Origin of the sequence: Nocardia sp. NPDC058244 (genome assembly GCF_042882065.1) — a bacterium.
In the GTDB taxonomy this organism is placed as follows: Bacteria; Actinomycetota; Actinomycetes; order Mycobacteriales; family Mycobacteriaceae; genus Nocardia.
The window spans coordinates 512340-534851 of record NZ_JBHVWX010000004.1 but is presented as its reverse complement, the minus strand read 5'-3'; the positions used below and the strand labels follow the sequence as shown (position 1 = coordinate 534851).

General features: G+C 70.8%; 25 protein-coding genes and 1 tRNA gene. 12 read left to right on the top strand and 14 right to left on the bottom strand.

Features of this window, described 5'->3' with window-relative positions; genetic code table 11:
* Positions 1 to 98: 98 nt before the first annotated feature.
* The gene (locus tag ACFVW6_RS15630) at positions 99 to 782 is read right to left on the bottom strand and encodes a hypothetical protein (RefSeq protein ID WP_378827305.1); all 684 of its coding nucleotides are present in this window, start codon (positions 780 to 782) and stop codon (positions 99 to 101) included.
* A 38-nt stretch (positions 783 to 820) separates the two neighbouring features.
* Here ACFVW6_RS15630 and ACFVW6_RS15625 point away from each other — a divergent pair, with 38 nt between their 5' ends.
* Positions 821 to 1441: a TetR/AcrR family transcriptional regulator gene (locus ACFVW6_RS15625; protein WP_378827307.1), complete on the top strand. Its 621-nt coding sequence runs from the start codon at positions 821 to 823 to the stop codon at positions 1439 to 1441.
* Between the two features lie 2 nt (positions 1442 to 1443).
* Here ACFVW6_RS15625 and ACFVW6_RS15620 read toward each other — a convergent pair whose 3' ends face one another.
* Positions 1444 to 2463 (bottom strand): aldo/keto reductase, encoded by a 1020-nt coding sequence (locus ACFVW6_RS15620; protein WP_378827309.1) that lies wholly within the window; start codon positions 2461 to 2463, stop codon positions 1444 to 1446.
* Positions 2464 to 2596: 133 nt separating this feature from the next.
* On the opposite strand from ACFVW6_RS15620, the gene ACFVW6_RS15615 reads away from it, so the two are divergent.
* The 4 genes from ACFVW6_RS15615 to ACFVW6_RS15600 all read left to right on the top strand — a co-directional run bounded on the left by ACFVW6_RS15615 (position 2597) and on the right by ACFVW6_RS15600 (position 5486).
* Positions 2597 to 3175, top strand: coding sequence for a TetR/AcrR family transcriptional regulator (locus tag ACFVW6_RS15615; protein WP_378827311.1), 579 nt, complete (start codon positions 2597 to 2599; stop codon positions 3173 to 3175).
* A 51-nt stretch (positions 3176 to 3226) separates the two neighbouring features.
* Positions 3227 to 3985, top strand: a complete 759-nt coding sequence (locus ACFVW6_RS15610) for an ATP-grasp domain-containing protein (protein WP_378827313.1) — start codon at positions 3227 to 3229, stop codon at positions 3983 to 3985.
* 67 nt (positions 3986 to 4052) lie between these two features.
* The gene (locus ACFVW6_RS15605; protein WP_378827315.1) at positions 4053 to 4205 is read left to right on the top strand and encodes a hypothetical protein; all 153 of its coding nucleotides are present in this window, start codon (positions 4053 to 4055) and stop codon (positions 4203 to 4205) included.
* 75 nt (positions 4206 to 4280) lie between these two features.
* The gene (locus ACFVW6_RS15600; protein ID WP_378827317.1) at positions 4281 to 5486 is read left to right on the top strand and encodes an NAD(P)/FAD-dependent oxidoreductase; all 1206 of its coding nucleotides are present in this window, start codon (positions 4281 to 4283) and stop codon (positions 5484 to 5486) included.
* Between the two features lie 88 nt (positions 5487 to 5574).
* On the opposite strand, the gene ACFVW6_RS15595 is transcribed toward ACFVW6_RS15600, so the two are convergent.
* Positions 5575 to 7284 (bottom strand): ABC transporter ATP-binding protein, encoded by a 1710-nt coding sequence (locus ACFVW6_RS15595; protein WP_378827319.1) that lies wholly within the window; start codon positions 7282 to 7284, stop codon positions 5575 to 5577.
* Complete coding sequence (locus ACFVW6_RS15590; RefSeq protein ID WP_378827321.1) at positions 7281 to 9068, bottom strand: ABC transporter ATP-binding protein; 1788 nt, start codon at positions 9066 to 9068, stop codon at positions 7281 to 7283. Before ACFVW6_RS15590 ends, ACFVW6_RS15595 begins: the two co-directional genes overlap by 4 nt.
* A 181-nt stretch (positions 9069 to 9249) precedes the next feature.
* Here ACFVW6_RS15590 and ACFVW6_RS15585 point away from each other — a divergent pair, with 181 nt between their 5' ends.
* Positions 9250 to 9852, top strand: a complete 603-nt coding sequence (locus tag ACFVW6_RS15585) for a helix-turn-helix domain-containing protein (protein WP_365015918.1) — start codon at positions 9250 to 9252, stop codon at positions 9850 to 9852.
* On the opposite strand, the gene ACFVW6_RS15580 is transcribed toward ACFVW6_RS15585, so the two are convergent.
* Complete coding sequence (locus ACFVW6_RS15580; protein WP_378827324.1) at positions 9789 to 10658, bottom strand: alpha/beta fold hydrolase; 870 nt, start codon at positions 10656 to 10658, stop codon at positions 9789 to 9791. The genes ACFVW6_RS15585 and ACFVW6_RS15580 overlap by 64 nt on opposite strands.
* A gap of 86 nt (positions 10659 to 10744) precedes the next feature.
* Between ACFVW6_RS15580 and ACFVW6_RS15575 the strand changes: the two genes are divergently transcribed.
* Complete coding sequence (locus ACFVW6_RS15575) at positions 10745 to 11338, top strand: TetR/AcrR family transcriptional regulator (protein WP_378827326.1); 594 nt, start codon at positions 10745 to 10747, stop codon at positions 11336 to 11338.
* Here ACFVW6_RS15575 and ACFVW6_RS15570 read toward each other — a convergent pair.
* The gene (locus ACFVW6_RS15570; RefSeq protein WP_378827328.1) at positions 11335 to 12195 is read right to left on the bottom strand and encodes an alpha/beta fold hydrolase; all 861 of its coding nucleotides are present in this window, start codon (positions 12193 to 12195) and stop codon (positions 11335 to 11337) included. The genes ACFVW6_RS15575 and ACFVW6_RS15570 overlap by 4 nt on opposite strands.
* A 54-nt stretch (positions 12196 to 12249) precedes the next feature.
* Positions 12250 to 12642, bottom strand: coding sequence for a PPOX class F420-dependent oxidoreductase (locus ACFVW6_RS15565; RefSeq protein ID WP_378827331.1), 393 nt, complete (start codon positions 12640 to 12642; stop codon positions 12250 to 12252).
* Positions 12643 to 12724: 82 nt separating this feature from the next.
* On the opposite strand from ACFVW6_RS15565, the gene ACFVW6_RS15560 reads away from it, so the two are divergent.
* Together ACFVW6_RS15560 and ACFVW6_RS15555 are read left to right on the top strand one after the other, a co-directional pair.
* Complete coding sequence (locus ACFVW6_RS15560) at positions 12725 to 13231, top strand: hypothetical protein (RefSeq protein ID WP_378827333.1); 507 nt, start codon at positions 12725 to 12727, stop codon at positions 13229 to 13231.
* A gap of 55 nt (positions 13232 to 13286) precedes the next feature.
* Positions 13287 to 13838: a TetR family transcriptional regulator gene (locus ACFVW6_RS15555; protein WP_378827335.1), complete on the top strand. Its 552-nt coding sequence runs from the start codon at positions 13287 to 13289 to the stop codon at positions 13836 to 13838.
* Between the two features lie 273 nt (positions 13839 to 14111).
* Here ACFVW6_RS15555 and ACFVW6_RS15550 read toward each other — a convergent pair.
* A tRNA-Ile gene (locus tag ACFVW6_RS15550) sits at positions 14112 to 14185 on the bottom strand.
* Positions 14186 to 14291: 106 nt separating this feature from the next.
* Between ACFVW6_RS15550 and ACFVW6_RS15545 the strand changes: the two genes are divergently transcribed.
* Complete coding sequence (locus ACFVW6_RS15545) at positions 14292 to 14732, top strand: nitroreductase family deazaflavin-dependent oxidoreductase (protein WP_378827337.1); 441 nt, start codon at positions 14292 to 14294, stop codon at positions 14730 to 14732.
* A gap of 190 nt (positions 14733 to 14922) precedes the next feature.
* On the opposite strand, the gene ACFVW6_RS15540 is transcribed toward ACFVW6_RS15545, so the two are convergent.
* Positions 14923 to 15927 carry a zinc-binding dehydrogenase gene (locus tag ACFVW6_RS15540; protein WP_378827339.1) on the bottom strand — a complete coding sequence of 335 codons (1005 nt, stop codon included), beginning with the start codon at positions 15925 to 15927 and terminating at the stop codon, positions 14923 to 14925.
* An 89-nt stretch (positions 15928 to 16016) separates the two neighbouring features.
* Positions 16017 to 16400: a hypothetical protein gene (locus ACFVW6_RS15535; protein WP_378827341.1), complete on the bottom strand. Its 384-nt coding sequence runs from the start codon at positions 16398 to 16400 to the stop codon at positions 16017 to 16019.
* Between the two features lie 74 nt (positions 16401 to 16474).
* Between ACFVW6_RS15535 and ACFVW6_RS15530 the strand changes: the two genes are divergently transcribed.
* Complete coding sequence (locus ACFVW6_RS15530; RefSeq protein WP_378827343.1) at positions 16475 to 16978, top strand: hypothetical protein; 504 nt, start codon at positions 16475 to 16477, stop codon at positions 16976 to 16978.
* Between the two features lie 7 nt (positions 16979 to 16985).
* Here ACFVW6_RS15530 and ACFVW6_RS15525 read toward each other — a convergent pair whose 3' ends face one another.
* From ACFVW6_RS15525 to ACFVW6_RS15510, 4 genes are all read right to left on the bottom strand, one after another.
* A complete protein-coding gene (locus tag ACFVW6_RS15525) occupies positions 16986 to 18758 on the bottom strand; it encodes an SDR family oxidoreductase (protein ID WP_378827345.1) in 1773 nt (590 codons plus the stop codon).
* A 32-nt stretch (positions 18759 to 18790) separates the two neighbouring features.
* Positions 18791 to 19897 carry a PDR/VanB family oxidoreductase gene (locus ACFVW6_RS15520; protein ID WP_355278900.1) on the bottom strand — a complete coding sequence of 369 codons (1107 nt, stop codon included), beginning with the start codon at positions 19895 to 19897 and terminating at the stop codon, positions 18791 to 18793.
* Positions 19894 to 20796 carry a metal-dependent hydrolase gene (locus tag ACFVW6_RS15515; protein ID WP_355278897.1) on the bottom strand — a complete coding sequence of 301 codons (903 nt, stop codon included), beginning with the start codon at positions 20794 to 20796 and terminating at the stop codon, positions 19894 to 19896. The genes ACFVW6_RS15520 and ACFVW6_RS15515 overlap by 4 nt, the downstream gene beginning before the upstream one ends.
* Before the next feature lie 157 nt (positions 20797 to 20953).
* On the bottom strand, positions 20954 to 21640 hold the full coding sequence (locus tag ACFVW6_RS15510) for a rhomboid-like protein (protein ID WP_378827348.1): 687 nt from the start codon (positions 21638 to 21640) through the stop codon (positions 20954 to 20956).
* An 88-nt stretch (positions 21641 to 21728) separates the two neighbouring features.
* Here ACFVW6_RS15510 and ACFVW6_RS15505 point away from each other — a divergent pair, with 88 nt between their 5' ends.
* Positions 21729 to 22481: a DUF72 domain-containing protein gene (locus ACFVW6_RS15505; protein WP_378828166.1), complete on the top strand. Its 753-nt coding sequence runs from the start codon at positions 21729 to 21731 to the stop codon at positions 22479 to 22481.
* Positions 22482 to 22512 lie beyond the last annotated feature (31 nt).

Sequence of the window (22512 nt, the reverse complement as noted above, 5' to 3'; positions counted from 1 at the left end):
TTCTCACACTCTCCACGGTCGTCGACGCGGGCTCTCCCCAGTAGTACGCGCGATCACCGATCAGCGATGAATCCCGCACGGGCGGCCGATGACAAAAGTCATGCGGGCTCGGCGACCGACGAATTCCGCAGCAGCGCAAACCCGTACACCGCGAACCAGATCGTCCACAGCAGCCAGCCGGACAGGCCGACCATCCCGAGCGGCCCCTTCTCGTCGATCACCACCGGCACGAGGGTCGCCGCAGTGAATTGCAGTGCGGCGGCGAGGAATCCGATCACCGCGTGCCAGCGCGGAACGAGCCCGGCGAGTCGTCCGGCCAGCGTCAGGCCGACGAGCGCCAGCGCCAGGAAGGTGCCGTTGAGCGCGAGCAGCGCATCGTGGAGCACCCACAGCGCCCCGGTCTCGGGCGCGAGACCCAGGGCGTAGCGGATCGCGACGATCACCGTGAAAGCGGCGTTCTGCAACAGCAATCCGGCGAAGCCGACGAGCGACCACCCGGTGCCCGCCGCGCGTTCGGCCCGCCGCACCGCCGTCAGCACACCGGCGCCGAACACCACCGCGCAGAACCACGCCAGCGGTGTCGGCGCCATGGCCGCGGCGACCAGACCGCGATGGTCGGCGAAGAACGCGCCCGCCGCACCGGAATCGGTGCCGGGCGTTGGTAGCCCCGAGGGCACGAGAACCAGGTTCGCACCGAGGATGACCAGGACGAACACGATTCCCGCCACGCCAGCGATCCGCTGGAACCGCACCTCGGCCGAGATATTGGCTTCATCACTCATGTTTTGAATATAGTGACCGTAAAACGAAAGGGGAACCATTGCCGAGCGACCCACCGCGCCGCCGCTACGACTCACTGCGCCGCACCCTGCAAGCCCAGGCCACCAGCGCCGAGATCGCCCACGCCGCGCGCCGCCTGTTCGTCGCCAACGGCTGGGCCGCGACCACCGTCCGCGAGGTCGCCCGTGAGGCGGGCGTCTCGGTGCCCACCGTGTACTCCGCGTACGGCAGCAAAACCGGCCTGGTCCAGGCGATCGTCGATGCCGCCGACCTGTCCGCGGACGGGCCGCGCATGCTCGCCGAACTCGACGCCGCCGCAGGCGATCCACCGCGCCAGCTGGCCGCCATGGCCGGCTACGACCGCCGCCTCTTCGAACGCGCCGCCGACGTGATCGCCCTGGTCCGGGAAGCCGGTCGCACCGAACCCGAGCTGGCGACCACCTACCGCGACGCCCGCCGTCGCGCCGACGACGTCCGCGTCCAGGTCTTCACCTCCTGGCCCGACGGCACCCTCCGCGACGACCTGGACACCGCCGTCGACGTCTACGCCGCCCTGTGCACCATCGACGTCTTCACCACCTTCACCACCGAACGCGGCTGGTCCCCGGACCGCGTCGAGAAATGGTGGGCCACCACCCTGTCCCGCGAACTCCTGGCCTGAGGTCAGCGGCGGCGCAGGGCGGGATCCAGGAGCGACGGTGGGGCGTCGTTCTTCTCGGCGGGTGCGAGGTCGGTGCCGGGAGCGACGATGGCATCGATGGCGTCGAGGACATCGGCGGACAGGCGGGTGTCGGCGGCCGCGAGTTGCGCGTGCAGGTGCGCCGGGGTGCGCGGGCCGATGATGGCGCTGGTGACGCCGGGGTGGGCGGTGACGAAACCGAGGGCGAGCTGGATCATGGTCAGCCCGGCCTGGTCGGCGACCTCGGCCAGCTGTTCGACGGCGGCCAGCTTGGCCCGATTGGCCGGGACGGTGGTGTCGAAGCGGTGGGGCATGAACGCCGAACGGCTGGTGGCGATCTCGCGATCGGCGCGAATGGCGCCCGAGAGCCAGCCCGAGGCGAGCGGACTCCAGGCCAGCACGCCGAGTCCGTACTCCTGGGTGACCGGCAGGACGTGGGTTTCGATGCCGCGCTGCAGGATCGAATAGCTCGGCTGCTCGGTGACGTAGCGGCCCAGGTGGTGTTCCCGCGCCGCCCATTGCGCCTGCACCACGCGGTAGGCGGGGAACGTCGACGAGCCGAAGTAGCGGATCTTGCCCGCCTGCCGCAGGTCGGTCAGCGCCGACAGCGTCTCCTCGTCGCTCACGCTCGGGTCCCACCGGTGGATCTGAAAGAGGTCGACGTGATCGACCCCGAGGCGGCGCAGACTGTCGTCGAGCGCGGTGACCAGCCAGCGACGCGAACCGCCGCGACGGTTGCGCTCCTCCCCCATCGGCAGGCTCGCCTTGGTGGCCAGCAGGAGATCGTCGCGACGCCCCGCGACGGCCTTGCCGACCAGTTCCTCCGACTCGCCACGGCCGTAGACATCGGCGGTGTCGACGAGGTTGACACCACCCTCGACGGCGATGTCGATCATGGCGGTGACCTCGTCCTGGGTGGACCTGCCCAGCGCGCCGAAGTTCATCGCGCCGAGCACGAGACTGCTGACCTGGACACCGGTACGACCGAGGCTGCGGTACTGCATGGGTTGCTCCTCCGTGAGCTGTGCGACTTGGTCCAGGTCGCCGGATCTGACATCCTGAACAAACGGAACAACGTTCCGCTAATCAACATACGGAACATGGTTCCGCTTGCCAACCCTCGGAGGTGACAGCACGGTGGCCGACAATGACAGCGCACCCGCGGCGCCGCGTCAGCGCGCCGATGCCCGGCGCAATCAGCAGACCCTGCTCGACGCGGCGGCGGCGGCTTTCGTCGCCGCGGGCGTCGACGTCCCGGTCCGCGAGATCGCCGCCGCGGCGGGCGTCGGCGTCGGCACGATCTATCGCCACTTCCCCACCCGCGCCGACCTGATCGTCGCCGTCTACCGGCACCAGGTCGACGCCTGCGCCGCGGCGGGCCCCGCCCTGCTCGCGACCGACGACTCACCGCACGCCGCGCTCGCCGCGTGGATCGAGCTGTTCGTCGATTTCCTCGTCACCAAACACGGTCTCGCCGAGGCACTCCAGTCCGACGACGCCGCCTTCGACACCCTGCACACCTACTTCCTCGACCGGCTGCTCCCCGTCTGCGCCGAGCTGCTCGACGCCGCCGCGGCGGCGGGCGAGATCGGTCCCGACACCGATCCCTACGAATTCCTGCGCGCCGTGGGCAATCTCTGTATCGGCGCGGGGAACAACCCCCGCTACCAGCCGCGCCGCGTGGTCGCCCTGCTCGTCCGGGGGTTGCGGACCTAGGAATCCGCGATCACCGAGCGAATCATCCTGCGGTGGAGGATGATCGGAAGGATGAGGTTCGATGTCGCGTTTCTGCAATACGCCGGCTCGGGTCCGATGCGGCACGAGGAGCGGCTACTCTCCGAAGGCCTGGCACGGCGCGGCATCCCCGTCCGCTACTACAGCTGGAAGCGGATCCACCACCGGCAGCTGCCACTGGGGCCGACCACCTTCATCGCCGGCGACACCGACGCCATGCACGGTGCCATGCGCCAGCTGCGCATTCCGGTGCCCGAACCCGACGACTACCCCGAGGCGCTGCGCGACTATCTCGGGCGCAGGGTGTGGACATCGACCCTGGGCGAGGTCGAGGCCGCGCTCGACACCGGCTCGGCGACACCGGTCTTCGTGAAACCGGCCGACCGCCGCAAGCGCTTCACCGGCACGGTCTGCTACTCCGAACGCGACGCCACCGCGTGGCACAGCACCAGCAGGCGCCGCCGGGTCCGATGTTCGGAGGTGGTGGCCTGGCGCACCGAATACCGCGTCTACGTGATCGACGGCCGCATCGTGACCGTGGACCACTACGACGGCGACCGCGCCGTCACCCTGGACATGTCCGTGGTCGAGTCCGCCGTCGCCGCCTACCACCGGACCGACACCGCGCCGATCGCCTACGGCATCGACTTCGGCGTCCTGGCCGACGGCCGCACCGCCCTCGTCGAAGCGAACGACGGCTACGCCCTCGGCGCCTACGACATCACCGCCGACGACTACACCGAACTCGTCCTCCGCCGCTGGACCGAACTCCTCACCACCTCCGGCGCCTGAGTCCGCGTTCCGCGCGCCGGAGCTCCTGACCGGAATCGTCTACCTCTCGGCCTGGTGCTGTGTCGAGTTGCCCAGCGTCGCCGACTACCTGGCGACGCTCGGACATCACGGTGGCGCCGAGACGCTGGTCGACTGGCGCTCCGCCGAGCCCACCCAGCTGGCCGCGCTGAAGCATGGCCTGATGGCCAACGCGACCCACGCTCACACCTCGACTAGGTGACCTGTGTCACGTCCTGTCACAGCGCATCGCCCGGCGGCGTCTCATGCCCGAAGCCCTCGAGTGAAGGAGAGACCGATGAGCGAGAAGATCCAGGTGGTCGTGGTCGGTGGCGGGTACGCGGGTGTGATGGCGGCCAATCGGCTGACCCAGCGCGACGATGTGGCGGTGACGGTGGTCAATCCGCGGGCGCGGTTCGTCGAGCGGATTCGGCTGCATCAGCTGGTGGGCGGGACCGATGACGCGGTGGCCGAGTACGGCGATGTGCTGGCGACCGGGGTGCGGCTGGTGGTCGACACGGTGACCGGGATCGACGCGGCCGTGCGCACCGTCGCGCTGGGCGGCGGCGACACGATCGGCTACGACTACCTGATCTACGCGGTGGGCAGCGGCAGTGCGGCGCCGCGCGTGCCGGGAGCGGCCGAATTCGCCTATCCCATCGCGAGTCTGGAGGAGGCGCAGCGGCTGGCCCCGGTGCTCGACGCCGCGGCGGCGACGGCCGCGGTGACGGTGGTCGGCGCGGGGCCGACCGGGATCGAGACCGCCGCCGAACTGGCCGAGCAGGGTCGCGCCGTGACGCTCGTCTGCGGCGACGTGCTCGGCCCGTACCTGCACGCTCGCGGCAGGCGTGCGGTCACCAAACGGCTGACCGCCCTCGGCGTGACGATCCTGGACGGCCCCGACGCGAAGGTCGTCGAGGTGACCGCGGAGTCCGTGCGACTCAGCGGCGGTCATGTCCTGCGCAGCGCCGTCACCATCTGGACCGCCGGTTTCGGCGTCCCCGACCTGGCCACCCGCAGCGGCCTGCGCACCGACGCCGTCGGCCGCCTGCTCACCGACGAGACCCTGACCAGCATCGACGACGAGCGGATCGTCGCCGCGGGCGATTCGGCGGCACCGTCGAACCTGCCGTTCCGGATGAGCTGCCAGGCCGCGGGCCCACTGGGCGCGCACGCCGCCGACACGATCCTGCGCCGGATCGCCGACGAGCGCCCCGACCCGATCGATCTGGGCTTCGCCGGTCAGTGCATCAGCCTCGGCCGCCACGCGGGCGTCTTCCAGTTCGCCGACAAGGACGACGCCGCCCGGTGGTTCCACCTCGGCGGCCGCCCCGGCGCGAAGGTGAAGGAGTTCGTGTGCGGCCACACCATCAAGCAGCTGGCGACCGAGGCGCGCAAGCCGGGCACGCACACCTGGGCCAAGGGTGACCAGCGCGCGCAACTGCTGCGGGACCGGGCCGACACCGACCCGGCGGGCGCGGCCGCGACCGCCGGGCACCGGTGACCGATCGGCCCCGACGACCGCGGCAGGTCATCCGGGGCCACCGGCTCGGGCGCACGCTGCCGAACAGCAGCGAAAAGGGCGGCGCTACTCAGGTATTCGGCGTCGCGGTGATGCTCCAGAAGTCGGCGTAGCGACCACCCAGCTCCAAGAGCTCACGATGGGTGCCCTCTTCGACGATGCGCCCCCGGTCGACGAAGACGACGCGGTCGGCCGTCGCCACGGTCCGCATCCGGTGCGCCACCAGCACGACGGTGCGCCCCGCCATCAACCGCTCGATGCCCTGGTGCACGGCGGCCTCGTTCACGGGGTCGAGGGCGGAGGTGACTTCGTCCAGCAGGACGATGGGCGCGTCCTTCAGCAGCGCGCGGGCGATCGAAACCCGTTGACGCTCACCGCCGGAGAGCAGCGCGCCGCCTTCGCCCACGTCGGCGGACCAGCCACCGGGCAGTCGCTCGATCACCTCGTCCAGGCCGGCGGCCGTCGCGGCGGCGCGGACCTCGGCGTCGGTGGCGTCGGGGCGGCCGAGCCGGATGTTGTCCTCGATGGTGCCGTCGAAGAGATAGACGTGCTGGAAGACGATGGCGATGCGCGACATCAGGGTCGTGGTGTCGATCTCGCGCACGTCGACGCCGCCGATCCGGACGGCGCCCGCGCCCACGTCGTGGAAACGCGCGAGCAGCTGGAGCAGGGTGCTCTTGCCCGCGCCCGAGGGGCCGACGATCGCGAACCGCTGTCCCGAGGGCACGGTCAGCGACAGGTCGTCGACGACGGTTCGGTCGCCGTGCGCGAAGCCGACGGCGTCGAACTCGAGGTCGTGCCGGTCCGGTGCGATCGGGTGGTCGGGTTCGGGCAGCGGCGCCAGCTGGAGCAGGTCGTCCAGGCGGGTCAGTTGTGCTCGCGCACTGCGCAATCGGCCGCCGATCTCGGCCAGCGACAGCAGCGGTTCGGCGCAGCGGGCCGCCAGGACGAGGATCGCCAGCAGTTCGGCCGCGCCGACCCGCCCACCCAGCGCGAGGTAGGCGCCGAGGGCGAGCAGCACGGTGAACCCGACCTGCACGGCCAGCGTCAGGCCGACGATGCCGGGCAGAGCCGACAGCGCCGATCGGCGGGCGGCGCGCTGGAGTCCGCGCAGGGCGTCGTCGAGCAGGCCGAAGCGCTCGGTGGTGCGTCCACCGGCACGCAGCACCGGCTGGGCCTGCAGGTACTCGATGACCCGGCCGGCGGCCTGGTGATCGCGGTCGTGGCGTTCGGCGTCGGCGGCGGCCATCGCCCGGCCCGTCCAGCCCTGGATCGCGGCCACCAGCGGAACGGCGACCATCGCCGCCAGCCCCAGCTGCCAGTGGAACGCGAGCAGCACGACCACGATGGTCAGCGGCGTCACCACCGCGCCGACGAACGGCGCGAGCAGGTGCGCGATCACGCTCATCGCCTCCAGCACACCGCGACTCGCGAGCACCGACACCTCGCCGACCCGGTCGGGTCCGTACCAGCCGAGCGGCAGCCTGGCGAGGTGATCACCGAGCCGGTGATAGGTCCCGCGCAGCAAGGTGGTGCCCGCACGGAAACCGGCCAGGTCACTGAGATAGCGCAAGGCGCCGTAGAGGGCGACCGCGATCCCGAACGCGAGCAGCCACGGCTCGGCGCCGTTCGGATCGTCCCCGAACAGTTCTCGGAGCACCGGCACGAGCAGGGCGTAGGACAGGCCTTCGAGCACCGCCGTGGCCGTCATCAGCGCGACGGTGCGGCGCACCGGTCCGGCGTACTGATGGCCGAGCACGCGCAACAGGGTCCGGATCATGATGCGTCTCCTCCGTGGGATCGCCGGAACGCGGCGACGGTGCTGTGGCCCGCCAGGAGCCGGGCGGGCGCGCCGCGCTCGACGATCACGCCGTCTGCCAACACGACGACGGTGTCGGCGTCGGCGATGGTCTCCGGCCGGTGCGCGATGACCAGGATCGTGCGGTTCTTCCGCAGGCTCGACAGCGCTTGCCGCACAGCCTGTTCGGTCCGCGGGTCCGCGAAGGCGGTGGCTTCGTCGAGCACCAGGATCGGGGTGTCGGCCAGCAGGGCGCGGGCCAGGGCGAGGCGTTGCGCCTCACCACCGGACAGCCCGGCCTCCACGCCGAGCACGGTGTCGTATCCGCGCGGGAGTTCGGTGATCCGGTCGTGGATACCGGCCAGCCGGGCCGCGCGAACCACCCGCGCGTGGTCGGCGTCCGGGACGGCCAGCGCGATATTGTCGGCCACCGACGCGCGCAGCAGGCGCACGTCCTGGAACACGAACGACACCTCGCGATAGAGCCGGTCGCTGCCGAGCTCGCGCAGGTCGACGCCGCCGAGCGTGATCGTGCCGTGGGTGGGGTCGAAGAACCTCGGAAGCAGCTGCACGAGTGTGGATTTGCCGCTGCCGGACGGTCCGACGAGGGCGGTGACCGTGCCCGGTTCGAGGACCAGGTCGATCCCGCGCAGCACCTCGCGCCCGGCGTCGTAGCCGAACCGGACGCCGCGCAGTTCCACGCGATGCCCGCGCGGCGCGATCGGTTCGACCGGCTCGGGCAGCGGTGCGACGTCGAGGACGTCGTTGATCCGGCCCACCGCGCGGCCCGCCGCTTGCAGATCGTCGAAGCCGTGGCCCAGGGCCGCGACCGGGGCGGTCAGCCCGAGGCCGAGCAGCAGGAACGGCAGGAGATCGACGGGGGCCAGCCCGCCCCTCGTGATCAGCAAGGCGCCGCCCACCAGGACGACAAGCAGCACGAACGGCGGCGACAACGCCAGCTGCATCCCGGCGGCGATCGGCGAGAGCCCGCGCGCCCAGCGCAGGAAGGTGTCGGCGAAATCGTCCACCGCCGAACGGAATCGGCGGTGCGCGCGGTCGCCGCCACCGAATGCCTTGACCTCGGCGATGCCCTGGACGAACTCCACGACCGCATCGGCGATCCGGCTCATCGCCGCGTCGAACTCGGTCTGCTCGCGCTGTCTGACCGGCGTCATCATGAGCGGGACCAGCGCGATCGCCAGCAGCACCGGGATCAGCGTGATCAGGGTCAGCCGCCAGTCGACGGTCACCAGATAGACCAGCGACACCAGCGGCACCACGAACGCCGACACCAGTTCGCCGGGCGCGTGGGCGAGGAACGGATGCACCGCGCTCACATCCTCGCCGACCACCTTGGCCAGCTCGCCGGTGCCGCGCCGGGAGAACCACCCGATCGGCACCCGCCCCAGATGGGCGGCCAGCTGCCGCCGCAACGACAGCTGCACCGCGCCGTCGACGAGGTGCCCGAGCCCGGCGGACGCGGCGGTGAACACCAGCCGGACGAACAGTCCCACCGCCCCGAGGACGACCACGAGCCACACATGACCGCGATCGATCGGCCCCGACGACAGCAGGGTGCGCCCCAGCTCGACCACGGCCAGCAGCGGGGCCAGGCCCGCGACGGCGCCGATGATCTGCAGGACGATCACGGCCGCGAATCCCCCGAGATGCGGGCGCAGCAGCGCGATGAGGCTCGGCCCCGCGGGTCCGGCGTCCGGTGGCGCGGCGGAAGTCTCCGCTACCTCGACGAGGTCGGTGGTGGTCATCGGTTTCCCCTTCTCCTCGCGTGACCGCGGCATCGGCACTGGTCGGCGACCTGACGCCGAGCCTCGCGTCATTCGAGAAAGTCACTGTCTCTAGCAAGTGACTGTAGGTAACCCGATTCAGACAGTCAATGTCTATAGCGAGTTACTTTCTGTAACGAGTGGCTCTTGCTAATCTGCTCGCATGACCGGACTTCGCGAGCGGTGGCGGCTCAAGGCCATGCACACCATCCAGGAACGCGCCCTGGATCTCTTCGACGAGAAGGGGTTCGGCGCGGTCACGATCGAGGAGATCGCGGCCGCCGCCGAGGTGTCACCGTCGACGGTCTATCGCCTGTTCGGCACGAAGGAGGGCATCATCGTCGCCGACGAGTTCGACACCATGAGCGAGGCGGAGATCGCCGCCATGGTCGACCCCCACGATCCCGTCGAGAGCCTGCTGCGCTCGGTCCGCGCCGACGAATCCGCCCCCGCCGGTGCCGAATCCGCCCCGGCCGACCAGGGCCCGTGGCGCCGGGTCCGCTACCACTTCACCGAGCCCTCGGTCCGGATGGCCGCCTGCGCGTCCGCCGACCGCACCAGCCGGCGACTGCTGCCCCTGATCGCGTCGACCGGCAAGTTCACCGAAACCCAGGCCCGAGTCGCCACGAATGCCCTGACCTTCGGCTATTTCGCCGCCCTCGAACAGTGGTACCTCGACGGCGGCGAACGGCCCATCGCCGACTACGTCGAGGAGGGCCTGCGCCCCTTGCGCGCACTCTGGCCGTCCGACGACCGACTCGCCTGAATCCAGAACTCCGCCACCGCCCGGACGAACTCGTCCGGGCGCTCGAGCGGGAGGAGATAGGCGGCGCCGTCGATGACGGCCGCCGACCCCGACGACAGGGCCGCCGCGGCGGCCCGCGCCTGCTCGCCCGTCCAGTCGGAATGCTCGCTGCCGGTGAGGAACAGCGTCGGCGCGTGAATCGCGGACAGTGCCGGGGTGAGGTCGCGGCGCCGCAGCGAGATCGAGACGATCGCGTTCGCCATCGCCCGCCGGTCCGCCGCCCGGAATTCCTCGCCCACCATCGCGACGGCAGCCGGATCGCTCGCCGCCGTGCGCGGCGAGAGCAGGACCTGGCTCAGGATGTCGACCAGGAACCGGGCCGGGCCGAGCACACGGTAGAGCGCGAGCAGCAGTCGCGTCCGCTGCCGCCCCTTCCACGTGTACGCGCGGACCGGCGTGCCCGCGGTGACGAGCGTGCGCACGAGGTCGGGGTGCTGGGCGGCCAGCAGGATGCCCACGTGACCGCCCCAGGCGTTCCCGATCCAGTCGACGGGCCCGTCGATGCCGAGCCGCCCGAGCACCTGGCTCGCGGCCTCGGCGCACTCCGCCATCGTGTAGCGGCGGCCGGGATCGCCGCTCGCCCCGTGCCCGGGACCGGTCACGAAAACGAGCCGCCGCTCGCGCGCCAGGGCGGGTTCGACCCGCGCCCAGCTGCGGCTGTCGACGAAGAGGCTGTGCCAGAGGACGGCGGTCGGGAGCGTGCCGTCCCGGCCCGTGTCGCGTACGAGCAGCGGGCCGACGATTGTCTCGACGATCTGCTCGGACATCGCTGCCATCCCTTCGATTGACAGTGTCAACCTGGGATCAGTATCGTCCCGTGGATTGACACTGTCAACCATGGCGGGAGGTGCTCGTGCCTGCGAAGACGACGCTGCGCGACCGGCTCATCGCGGCCGCGCTCGAGCTGCTCCGCGACGAACCCGCGGAGACCTTGAGCATCCGCAAGGTGGCGCACGCGCTGGGCACCAGTCACCAGGCCCCGTACGTGCATTTCGGCGATCGTCGCCGCTTTCTCGCCGCCGTCGCGGGTGCGGGACTCGCGGACGCCGCGGCCGACGCGGAAGTCGCCGTCACCGCCGCGGGCGCCGATCCCGAGGACCGGTTACGCGCGCTGGTGCGCTCCTACGTCCACTTCGTCGACACACGGCCCCACGTGCACGCCCTCGCGTTCGGCCCCCTCGTCGCCATGAACGACGACCCCGTCCTGCAAGCCGCCGCGACCCGCTACTGGACCGTGCTGTCATCCACCGTCGCCGCCAACCAGCCGGCCGGGGTGGACGACGCCGACGTGGCTCGGCGCACCGCGATGGTCTGGGGAACCGTGCACGGCATCGCCGGGCTGGCCGCGGCGGGCAAGATCCCGAGCGGTGTGCCTGCCGATCGAATCACCCTGTTGGACAATGCCGTTCACGCGATGCTGGCGGGCTGGCGCGCCGGAGAGCGCTAGTCGAGAACACCCCGGAGGACGCGGGCGAAAGCCTCCGGCTGCCCCGGGTAGCCGGACTCTTCACCGGCGAAGCCGCCGTGATGACTGGGGAACACGACCGGCTCGTCCCCGAGCTGCTCCGCGATCGCCGACGAGGTGCGCTCGGTGACCGTGCCCGTCGACTCCTCGCCGTAGCCGAGGACGATCCGGGTGGGTGCCGCGGTGAGCGCGGCGATGTCGGCACGGTAGTCGAGGACCGGCCTCGACCGCTCCGCCAGCAGCGGGTGGTCACGCGCGCCGTCGTCCTCGACCGGCAGGCCGAACATCGCGGGATCCACAGCGGGCGCGTCGAAATAGCCGTCGGTGAATTCGCCCTGCCAGGACGTCATCGCGATGAAGGTGGCCATGCCCGCGCCGAAGCCTTTCGCCGCGTAGGCGTCGCGATACCCGGCCGCCGCGCGCTGGGCCGCCGCCGAGTCGGGGAGCGCGGACAGCAACGGCGGTTCGTGCGCGACGAGGGTGGTCACGTCCTCAGGATGGGCAGCCACGAGCGCGAACGCGACGATGGCTCCCCCACTGCTGGCGAACAGCTCGACCGGGCCCGCACCGAGGGCCTCGATGACGGCATGCACGTCCTCGGCATGCACCGCGGGCACGTTGTCGACCTCACCGTCGGTGCGGACGCTGCGCCCGAGTCCGCGCGGGTCGTAGGTGACGACCGTGCGATCGGGGAAATGCGCGGCGAGCGCGGTGAACCCGCCCGCGTCCATCGGGAGACCGATCATGACCAGCGGCGGTCGCCCGTCGGCGGTCGGGAGCGGCCCGTGGACGTCGTGGGTGAGAGTCGCACCGGAGGTTTCGAGCTCGTGTGTCGTCATGCTGGTACTGACGTGTCGGCAGGCGAGAACTCATCGGCAGGTGCCGAACCGTTCCTACTCGTCCAGCCGGATCCGGATGCCCGCCATGCGGTCGGGTCCTCCGCGCAGCGCACTGCCCAGCAGCCCGACCCGAGCGGCCAGCCCGTACTTGCGCTTCATCAGACCGGGGAAGTGCGCGCTCGCGTCCGGCGCCAGCACCTCGGCGGATCCGGGCACCGAGGCGCCGAGCGGTCTGCCGCGCCAGTCGCAGGCGGCGAGCGTCACCCGGCCCCCGTTGCGAATCCGCTTCACCTTCCCGGCGTCCGCCGCGCTCCACACCGCCAGCGACCGACCGTCGCGCATCACCCAGACCGGGGTGGGGACCGCTCGCCCGTCCCGGCGGAAGGTGGTGAGGAGCAGATACTTGCCGGCCGCCAACTCGCTCAGCACCGTGTCGATGTGTTCCATGGAGAAATACTAACCAGTTAGTTATATTCGTGGTCGTTGGAGCCGCTCGACAGTGCGCACGAGGCAGTCGGAAGGAACCCGGATGGGGCGATTCGTTTGGACCCTGCTCGCGGGCTTCGCGCTCGGCACCCCCGCGGTCCCCCTCGGCCTCTCGCTCGCCCTGCCCGGCCCGATCACGCTGGTCGCGGTGCTGCTGGGGGCGGCGTGCGGTGTCGTCTTCGCGGTGTTCGTCATGGAACGCGTTCGACTGCGCTGGCAGGCTTGGCGGGTGCGCCGGAATCCTGCTGCGGTGTCAACCGGTTCGGCGAACGGCGCGAGCATTGTCGACGGCGCGGCGCCCGGTGACAACGCTCGCCTCTCGGGCGGCGCGGGGCGACGGGCACGGCGCGTCCTCGACCGGTACGGCGTCGCGGGCTTCGGTATCGCGGGACCCGCCCTCTTCGGCACCTGGGGCTCCGCCCTGCTCGGTGCCGCGCTGGGCATCCCCCGCTGGCGGCTGATCCGGTGGCTGACGACCGGGATCGCCCTGTGGTGCACCGTGCTGCTGTTCGCCTCGGACGCGGCGTTCGCCGTCTTCGGGATCGGCTGACGCGACGGGGTGCGCAGAGGCAACTAACCAGTTAGTCCGAATTACGATGGCCGATATGTCCCGCGCCGACGCCACCAAGGCCCGCATCCTCCAGGCCGCCACCGACGAGTTCGCCACCTATGGCATCGCCGGAGCCCGGGTGGACCGGATCGCCAAGGCGGCGGCAGCCAACAAGAACCTCATCTACGTCTACTTCTGCAACAAGGAACAACTTTTCGACGCGGTCCTCGACGCCAACGTCACCCACGGCCTCGACTCGGTCCCCTTCACCCCCGACGATCTCCCCGAATACGCGGGACAGATCTTCGACTACTGCCAGCAGCACCCCGAGGTCATCCGGCTGGCCACCTGGCACCGCCTGGAGCGCGGCGACCAGGACCCGGCAGGCATGTCACCGGCGCGCGAGGCCAAGCTGGCGGCGCTCGCCGCAGCGCGGAAGAACAGCGGCCCAGGCTCCGACTTCACCCCCACCGCGCTACTGACCTTCGTCCTGAGCCTCGCACTGGCCTGGACCCCGAGCAACGTCGCGAACATGCCCGCCTCCCCGACCCAGAGCACCGCCGACCGTCGTCGCGCGATCGTCGACGCCGTGCGCCACCTGCTGTGAGCACGCCCGGGCAACCCCGGCAGACCCGCAGGACCGAGATCGATAGCAAGCCCAGAGACCGACCAGGGCGCCGAGCCTCGATACCGACCGCGCACCCGCCACAGCGAAAATGGTTGGCCGACAAAAGTATTCGTCCGCACCAGCGGCTGCTCGATGTCGCCACCGCCGCCCTTACGGGATCTCCGGGCAGGTCGAGAATCCATTGGTGCGGATGCACCGCTCTCGATCAACCGGTCGCAGCCCGCCAAGATATCCGCTGGTCAGAGGGGAAAGTGGGGCGGGTGGGGCTCGAACCCACGACCAGCGGATTATGAGTCCGCGGCTCTAACCGACTGAGCTACCGCCCCTGGCCGCGGGTGTCCGCGGGCGAGTCGCATGGTACCCGGTGGGTGCGACGTTGACCACTCGGCGAGCCGGGTGGCGGGGGTCGGCGGGGCGGGCGAGGATGGGGGTATGGCCGATCTTTTCGTGCGGGTACTGCGGGGGCATCAGTGGGTGTACGAGCACAGCGGTGGGCTGGTGGGGCACCGGTTGCTGTTCGGGAATCCGACGCTGTTGCTGCGGACGGTCGGGCGCAAGAGCGGGCAGGCGCGCACGTCGGCGTTGACCTACGCGAAGGACGGGGCGGATTTTCTGGTGACCGCGTCGAACGGTGGGTCGCCGCGGCCGCCGGGGTGGCTGGCGAATGTGAAAGCGCGACCGGACTGCGAGATCCAGGTGGGGACGCGCACGATCGCGGTGACCGCGCGGGCGACCTACCCGGACGATCCCGACTACGCCCGGCGCTGGGAACTGGTGAACGCAGTCAACGGCGACCGGTACCGCGACTATCAGACGAAGACGCGGCGACCGATCGCCGTGGTGGTGTTGAACCCGAGAACCGAACCCAGCTAAGCCTTTTCGGCCTTCTGCCGCTGCACGCGTGCCCGCTCCTCGCGGTCGCGACGTTCGATCTTGCCCCCGGGGTTGCTCGCTAGCTTGATCACGCCGACAACCAACAGAAGCACCGCAACTATCACCGCTATAACAATTATTCCCTGCACAGTATGAACTTATAGCGTATTCCGTTGCGGCGCAGACTAAGTTACAATGACGCGCCGATCGTCAAGAGGGTCCGGCCGAGCGCCGATCGGCTCTCGATGACCGCGTGCGCGCGCTCGACTTCCTCGATCGGGAACGTCTGACCGATCACCACCTCCAGCCTGCCTGCGGCGACCTCGGCTTGTGCGCGCCGGGCGATGGAATTCCAGTCGATCTCGCCGGCGACGACATCGAACAAACCGACGACGGCGACCCCGCGGGCGGCGGCCGCATCCGCGTCGACGTGAGCGAAATCACCTGCGGCAGACCCGTATCCGAGGAACGATCCGTTGTCCGCCGCGGCGGTCAGTGCCTGGCCGCCGATCGCGCCACCCGCGCCGTCGAAGACGACATCGGCGCCCCCGCCGGTGATCTCCCGCACCCGCGTCTCCCAGCCGTCGACCGTGTAGTCGACGACCGCGTGCGCGCCGAGCCGCTGGGCGAGGGCGAGTTTGTCGGCACCGCGCGCGGCGGCCACCACCTTGGCGCCCGCCGCCACCGACAGCTGGATGAGCAGGGTGCCGAGTCCGCCCGCGGCCGCGGTGATCAGCACCCACGAATCCGGTGCGACAGCGGCACTGTCGAAGACGGCGAGCGCGGTGCGGCCGTCGTGGGCGAGGGCGACGGCCTGCTGGGTGCTCAGCCCGTCGGCGATCTCCACCAGTGTCTCGGCCTTGGCCAGGGCGTGTTCGGCGTAGCCGCCGGTGGGGACGCCGCCGCCGACCCCGCTCGCGGCGGTCTGGGTGACGACGCGCTTGCCCAGCCAGCCGGGGTCGACCTCGGCGCCCACCGCGGAGACGACGCCGCCGACCGCGCCGCCGGGCACGTACGGCAGGTCCAGCGCGAAGAAGTCGCCGCCCCAGCCGCTGCGCAGCCTGGTGTCGAGGAACATCACGTCGGCGACCTCGACGTCGACGACCACCTCGGCCGGACCGGGCTGCGGCACAGGGACTTCCCGCACCTCGAGCACTTCCGGACCGCCGAATTCCTTGACCTGCACCGCACGCATCGCGCCTCCTTCGTGGTAATCACGGACGCGTCCAGCTTGGAACCTGAAGTCGAGTTCAGGTCAAGGGATGTGCGAGGTGGATCACACGATCACGAACCGCCGCCGCAACTCGAACCACCACCGCAGCTGCTGCTCGAACCACCACCGCAGCTGCTGCTCGACCCGCCGCCACAGCTGCTGCTCGAGCCACCGCTACAGCTACTGCTGCTCGAGCCGCCACCGCACCCGCTGTTGCCGCCCCCCGAGCACCCGGTGCCCGAACCACCGCCACAGCTCGATCCCGAACCGTGCGGCCCCGGCGACCCGTCGAAGAATCCGTAACTCCCCGCCGACCCGGCCAGCCAGCTCTGGTCGACGAACCCCTGGGGCCCGCGCGGCGGGCTCAGCTTGCGCACCAGCACCACGACCGCCGTGACCAGCACCGCGATACCGACCACCACGAACGCGAGCACGATCAACAGCATGACAACCATGTCTGCAGGCTAACCGCCGGATCCGTCGCGGGCAGCGCCTACGGACGACCACCCAGGGGGCTTACAGTGAATTCGTGGCGCTCTCGTTCCTTCGACGCGGACCGCGACCGATCGACCTCACCGCGGTCGATCGCACGGTCGCCGACCTGCGGTTCCCCGACGCGATCTTCAAGACCTGTCCCTGGCAGCCGCGGGAACTGGTGGAAACCGGTCTGCGCCAATGGTTGCGCTGTTGCGGCGCGGCGATGCGCGACGACCAGGTGATCGGCATGCCCTCGCACGCGGTCGACGAGGCCTGGCACGGCTTCATCCTGTGCACCCAGCAGTACGCGCGATTCTGCGCCGAGGCCTACGGCAGCTTCCTGCACCACTTCCCCGACGGCGCGGGCGACAGCGCGCCCGACCACGGGTCGATGCTCGACCAGCTCGGCCGCACCGTGGTGGCCTGGTCGCTGGTGGCGGGCCCGGACGAGCGGTGCGTGCTGTGGGACCTCGACCGGCAGGTCGGCGTGGAACAGCCGTGGGGCGTGGACGCCCGGCACGTCGCCGCCGTACAGGAGCGACTGCGCCGGGCGTGACCGCGCGTCAGACCAGCTTCATCCGGCGGGCCGCGAAGCGCACCGCGCCGGGCGCGAGCCGGTTGATCCGGTACTGCACCCACGATTCCGGCGTCACCGGCACGATGTCGCGGCCGCCGCGCACCGCCTTCACGATCTGCGCCGCGACCTTGTCGGGGGTGTAGCCGCGCCGCTCGTAGAGCTTGTCGAACTTGCGCTGGGTGGCCGCCTCGTCCTCGGCGGAGACACCCGAAATGCGGGTGGTGGCCACGATATTGGTGTGCACGATGCCGGGGCACACGGTCGAGACCGAGATCCCGCGTTCGGCCAGCTCGGCGCGCAGGCAGTCGGAGAACATGAACACCGCCGACTTGCTGGTGGCGTAGGCGGCCATGTCACGCTGCGGGCTGTAGGCGGCCATGCTGGACAGGTTCACGATGTGCCCGCCGAGGCCGCGCTCGGCCATCGCCGCGCCGAAGGCCCGGCAGCCGTTGACCACGCCGCCCAGATTGATCCGCAGGACCCGGTCGAACTCCGCGGACGGGGTGTCGAGGAAGCCGCCCGCCTGGCCGACGCCCGCGTTGTTGATCAGGATGTCGGGCACGCCGTGCGCGGCGATCACGTCGGCGGCGTGTTCGCGCACCGCGGCCTCGTCGGAGACGTCCAGCGGATAGGCGTGCGCGACACCACCTTCGGTGCCGACGAGCTCGGCGGTTTCCTTGGCGGCATTCTCGTTCACGTCCGAGAGCACCACCTCGGCGCCGAGCCGGGCGAAGGCCAGCGCGGTCTCCCGACCGATTCCACTGCCGCCACCGGTGATCACCACCAGCTGGTGGTCGAATTCCTTCCGGGTGCGGCCCACTTCGGCGCGCGCGAGGCCGCGCGGCACATCGCCGCCGGCGAGCGCGTCGATCAGTTCCGTAGTGGCGGTGGCCAGCAGTTCGGGGTGCGAGAACGGCATCCAGTGCCCGGCGGGCACGTCGCGACGCCACAGGCGCGCGGTCCACTTGCGGGAATCGTCGTAACCCGCGGGGCGCACAGCTACGTCGCGACCGGCCACGATCAGCTGCACGGGCACCTCGGTGCGGCGCTCGCGCGGGGACAGCATGCGCTGCACGATGTTCGCGCGGTAGATGAGCAGGCCGTCGACCATGTCGCGGCGGAACGTGGGGCCGAGCACGACATTGCCGGGGGCGGTGTCGTTCATCAGCGCGACGGCGCGCTGCCACACCTTCTCGGTGCCGATCGCGGTGAAGGTCACGCGCGGCAGCACGGGGGTCATGAAGAACGCGGTGTAGGCCGAGGACAGCGCCTGGGTCACCGGCTGCCAGATGTTGCGCGGGGTCGGCCGGGAGAGGCGGTCGCGCACCCAGGCGGCCAGGTGGTCGAGGTTCGGGCCCGACACCGAGGTGAACGAGGCGATCCGCTCGCTCGCCTGCGGCTCGCACACGGCCTCCCAGACCTGCACCGAACCCCAGTCGTGGGCGAGCACGTGCACCGGACGGTCGGGGCTGACCGCGTCGATGACGGCGTAGAAGTCGCGGGAGAGTTCGTCGAGGCGGAAGTCGGCGGTGCGCTGGGTGCGGGTGGACTCGCCGTGGCCGCGGGTGTCGTAGGCGACGACGTGGAAGCGCTGCGCCAGCCGCGGAATCACCTTGTCCCACAGGTGGTGGGTGTCGGGCCAGCCGTGCACGAGCACGATGGTGTCGGCCGCGGGATCGCCGTATTCGAACACGGCGAGGTCGAATTCGCCGTTGCGGACGGTGCGCCGGTTGGCGGCCTGCGTGGTGTCGACAGACATATCTCTTCGGACTCCTTGTCCTGGAATCGAACTCACAGGTCGAGCACCAATCGCTCACCGTGCGAACGGGATACGCAGGCGAGCATGTCGCCCGCGGCGTGGTCGGCATCGGAGAGGGTGTTCTCCCGATGATCGGGCTCGCCCGCGAGCACCCGGACCACACAGGTGCGGCAGAAACCCTGCCGGCACGAGTAGGGCTGGTCGGGGCGGGTCGCGAGGATGGCGTCGAGGGCGCTGCGGTCGGCGGGCACCTCGATCACCGCGCCGGTGGAGGCGAGTTCGATCTCGAAGGCGGTGCCGTCGACGATCGGCGGTGGCGAGAACCGCTCGAAGTGCAGTTCCACCTCGGGCATGGTGCGCACTGCGGCGACGATCGCCGAGGTCATCGGGGTCGGGCCGCAGGCGTAGACCGCCGTGCCCGCGCCGACCTCGGGCAGCAGGGCGGCCGCGTCGGGCAGGCCGTGCTCGTCGTCGGTGCGCACGATCACGTGCTCGCCGAAGCTCTCCAGTTCCGCCAGGAACGGGATGGTGTCGCGGGAACGCCCGGTGTAGACCATCGTCCACGGCACGCCGAGCCGGTGCGCGAGCCGCGCCATCGGCAGGATCGGGGTGATGCCGATGCCACCGGCGACGAAGTGCAGGCGCTGGGCGGGCGAGCCGTGGCCGGGGACCGCGAACGGGAAGGCGTTGCGCGGGCCGCGCACCACGAAGCGGCTGCCCACCGGCAGCTCGTCGTGCACCTCGCGCGAACCACCGCCGCCGTCGGGGATGCGGCGCACCGCGATCCGGTAGGCGCGTTCGTCGGCGGGGTCACCGCACAGCGAGTACTGGCGCAGCAGGCCGGAGGGCAGTTCGAGATCCAGGTGCGCGCCGGGGCGCCACGCGGGCAGCACCCGGCCGTCGGGCGCTTCCAGCCGCAGGCTCACCACGTCCTGGTCGTGCGCGACGATCCGGCGCTCGGTGACCACCACCGGGAACCGGCGATCGTCGACGCGCGGACGCGGATCACGGCGATTGACCAGGGCGCTCCAGCGCAGCCGGGCGGTCGCGATCGCGTCGAGCACCCGGGTGCCGGGATCGTGGCGATGCTTGCCGTAGAGGTCGCCGGGCAGCGCCTGCGGCACGTCGCGCACGGTCACGAGGCCGCCGCCCGCGCCGCGGGCGACTGCGCCAGGTAGGCGACGGCCTGGGCGGTCGAGCCGACGGTCTCCGGGCTGTAGCCGGGCTGGAAGGTCGACAGCGCGCTGATCAGCAGCGACGGGATGCCCGGCAACGCGCCCCGCCACATCGCGCCCAGGATCGAGGTGATCACCCGCGGATACCCGTGATCGGGCAGCTGCGGATCCTGCTGCACCAGGAACTTCGCGCCGCGCACCACCAGCGCGATGAAGATCGGGAACACCAGCATCATCGAGGCGCAGCGGCGCACGTAGCCGACGCCGAAGTACTCGGCGACATCGTGGGCGACGTTGCGGTGCTCGACCTCCTCGGCGCCGTGCCAGCGGAACAGGTCGGCCATGCGCGGGTCGGCGCCGAACTTCTCCAGGTCGGCGTTGATCACCCAGTCGCCGAGCCAGGCGAAGAAGTGCTCGAGGCAGGCGATGAACGCGAGGCGTTCGATCAGCATCTGCCGTCCGGCGCGGTCGTCACCGCCGCGCGGGCCCAGGGTCTTGCGGAACAGGTATTCCATCTGCCGCACGTAGGGGCCCGCGTCGATGCCGTTGGCGGTGAGCACGTCCTGCAGGACCTTCTCGTGGGTCTCCGCGTGCATCGATTCCTGCCCGATGAAGCCGAGCATGTCCTCGCGCAGCTTCTCGTCCTTCACCAGGGCCAGTGCCTCGCGGTAGGTCACGATGAACATGCGCTCGCCCTCGGGCAGCAGCATGTTCAGTGCGCTGATCAGGTGTGACGCGTACGGCTCTGCCGACATCCACTGCAGGTCGACATCCGACCAGTCGAAGGTCACGTTGCGAGCGTGCAGGGCGACCTTGCCGGGATCTACCTCCGGTCGCCGTGCGGCCCGGCGAAGTAGCTTCATCGGTACTCCTCGTCCTACCGCGCGTTGCTCGGTCGAGCGCCGGGCGCCACGGTGCGCCGGTCGTGCGGTAAGGAAATGATACATGTACGTAGTATTTGAGGTAACACCTATTTTGCAGCGATTTCCCCGAAATCCGGCCGCGAGCGGGTGCCGGCGGTCACCCGGCCGAGGTGCGACGCCGGAACCGGCGCACGAGGACACCCGGGTTCCAGGCGCCGCCGCGCCCCCGCGTGAGCGGGTAGCAGGCGAAGCCGATGGCGGCCGCGCTCGCGTGCCCGACATCGGTGAACGTGCGATTCACGAAGACCGGCGGCAGCACGACCGCGAGCACGCCGACGACGTAGAGCCATCGCCACGGCGTCACCAGCCGATAGGCCAGCACCGCAGCCACCCCGGCCAGCGCGTAGCTGACGCCCACGTCGAGGGTGTACATCGCCCGCGCGGGCGCGTCGTCGTTGCGGATCGCCCACAGCAGCACGCCTTCGCTGAGGTAGGTGGCGCCCACATGGGCGACCACGGCCACCACGAGCCAGCGCAGCGTGCCGAGCCAGCGTTCGGTGTTGGCGTGGAAGAGGGTGAACAGCACCGCGTAGGCGAACCAGCTGCCCCCGTCGGTCCAGAACGCGCTGCCGATCAGCACCCGGACGGGGTCCTCGGCCAGATGGTGCAGGTTGGTCGACCGGTGGCCCAGCCACTGGCGCGCCTCGTCGTCCGGCAGTCGCCGGATGATCACCGTGGTCACCGCCAGCGCGGCCAGCCACAGATAGGTGCCCGGCGCGCTGCGCACCCACCGCCACACCGCTACCGCGCCTCGTCGAGCCCGCCCGCTGCCAGCTGCGCTCACCACCCCAGTCTGCCGGATCAGCCCTGGACCACAATGGAAGGCACGACCTTCCCCGATCGACCGTGCGAGCGAGAGGCAGGTGGGTGCGGTGATCCGCCTCGGCACCTCCGGCTGGCAGTACCGCGACTGGCGTGGCGTGCTGTATCCGGATGGCCTGCCGACGCGGCGGTGGCTCGAGCGCTACGCCGAGGCGTTCGCCACGGTCGAATCGAACTCCGCGTTCTACCGGCTGCCGAGCCGGGAAACCTTCGTCGCCTGGCGGGACCGCACACCCGCCGACTTCCTGGTCGCGGTGAAGGCGAGCCGCTATCTCACCCACATCCGGCGGCTGCGCGACGCGGCGGAACCGGTCGCGCGGCTGCTCGACCACGCGGCGGGACTCGGCGATCGGCTCGGCCCGATCCTGCTGCAACTACCGCCGACCCTGCGTGCGGACGCCGCCCTGCTCGACGACTGCCTTGGCTGTTTCCCCGCCACCGTGCGGGTCGCGGTGGAACCGCGCCACGACTCCTGGTGGACCGACGAGATCCGGACCGTGCTCGAATCCCGCGACGCGGCCCTGGCCTGGGCCGATCGCGACTCCCGGCCGGTCACCCCGCGCTGGCGGACCACCGGCTGGGCCTACCTGCGCCTGCACGCCGGACGTGCCTCTCCCCCACCGCATTACGGTCGCCGCGCGCTGGCGAGCTGGATCGATCGCCTGACCGGCACCTGGCCGGACGACGCCGAGATGTTCGTCTACTTCGACAACGACCACGGCGGTGCCGCGGTCGAGGACGCCGTCACCTTCGCCCACCTCGCCGACGCGGCGGGCGCGCGGGTCACCAGGGTGCCCTGGTAGCGACAGCACAGCACCCCCGCCTCGGCATCGA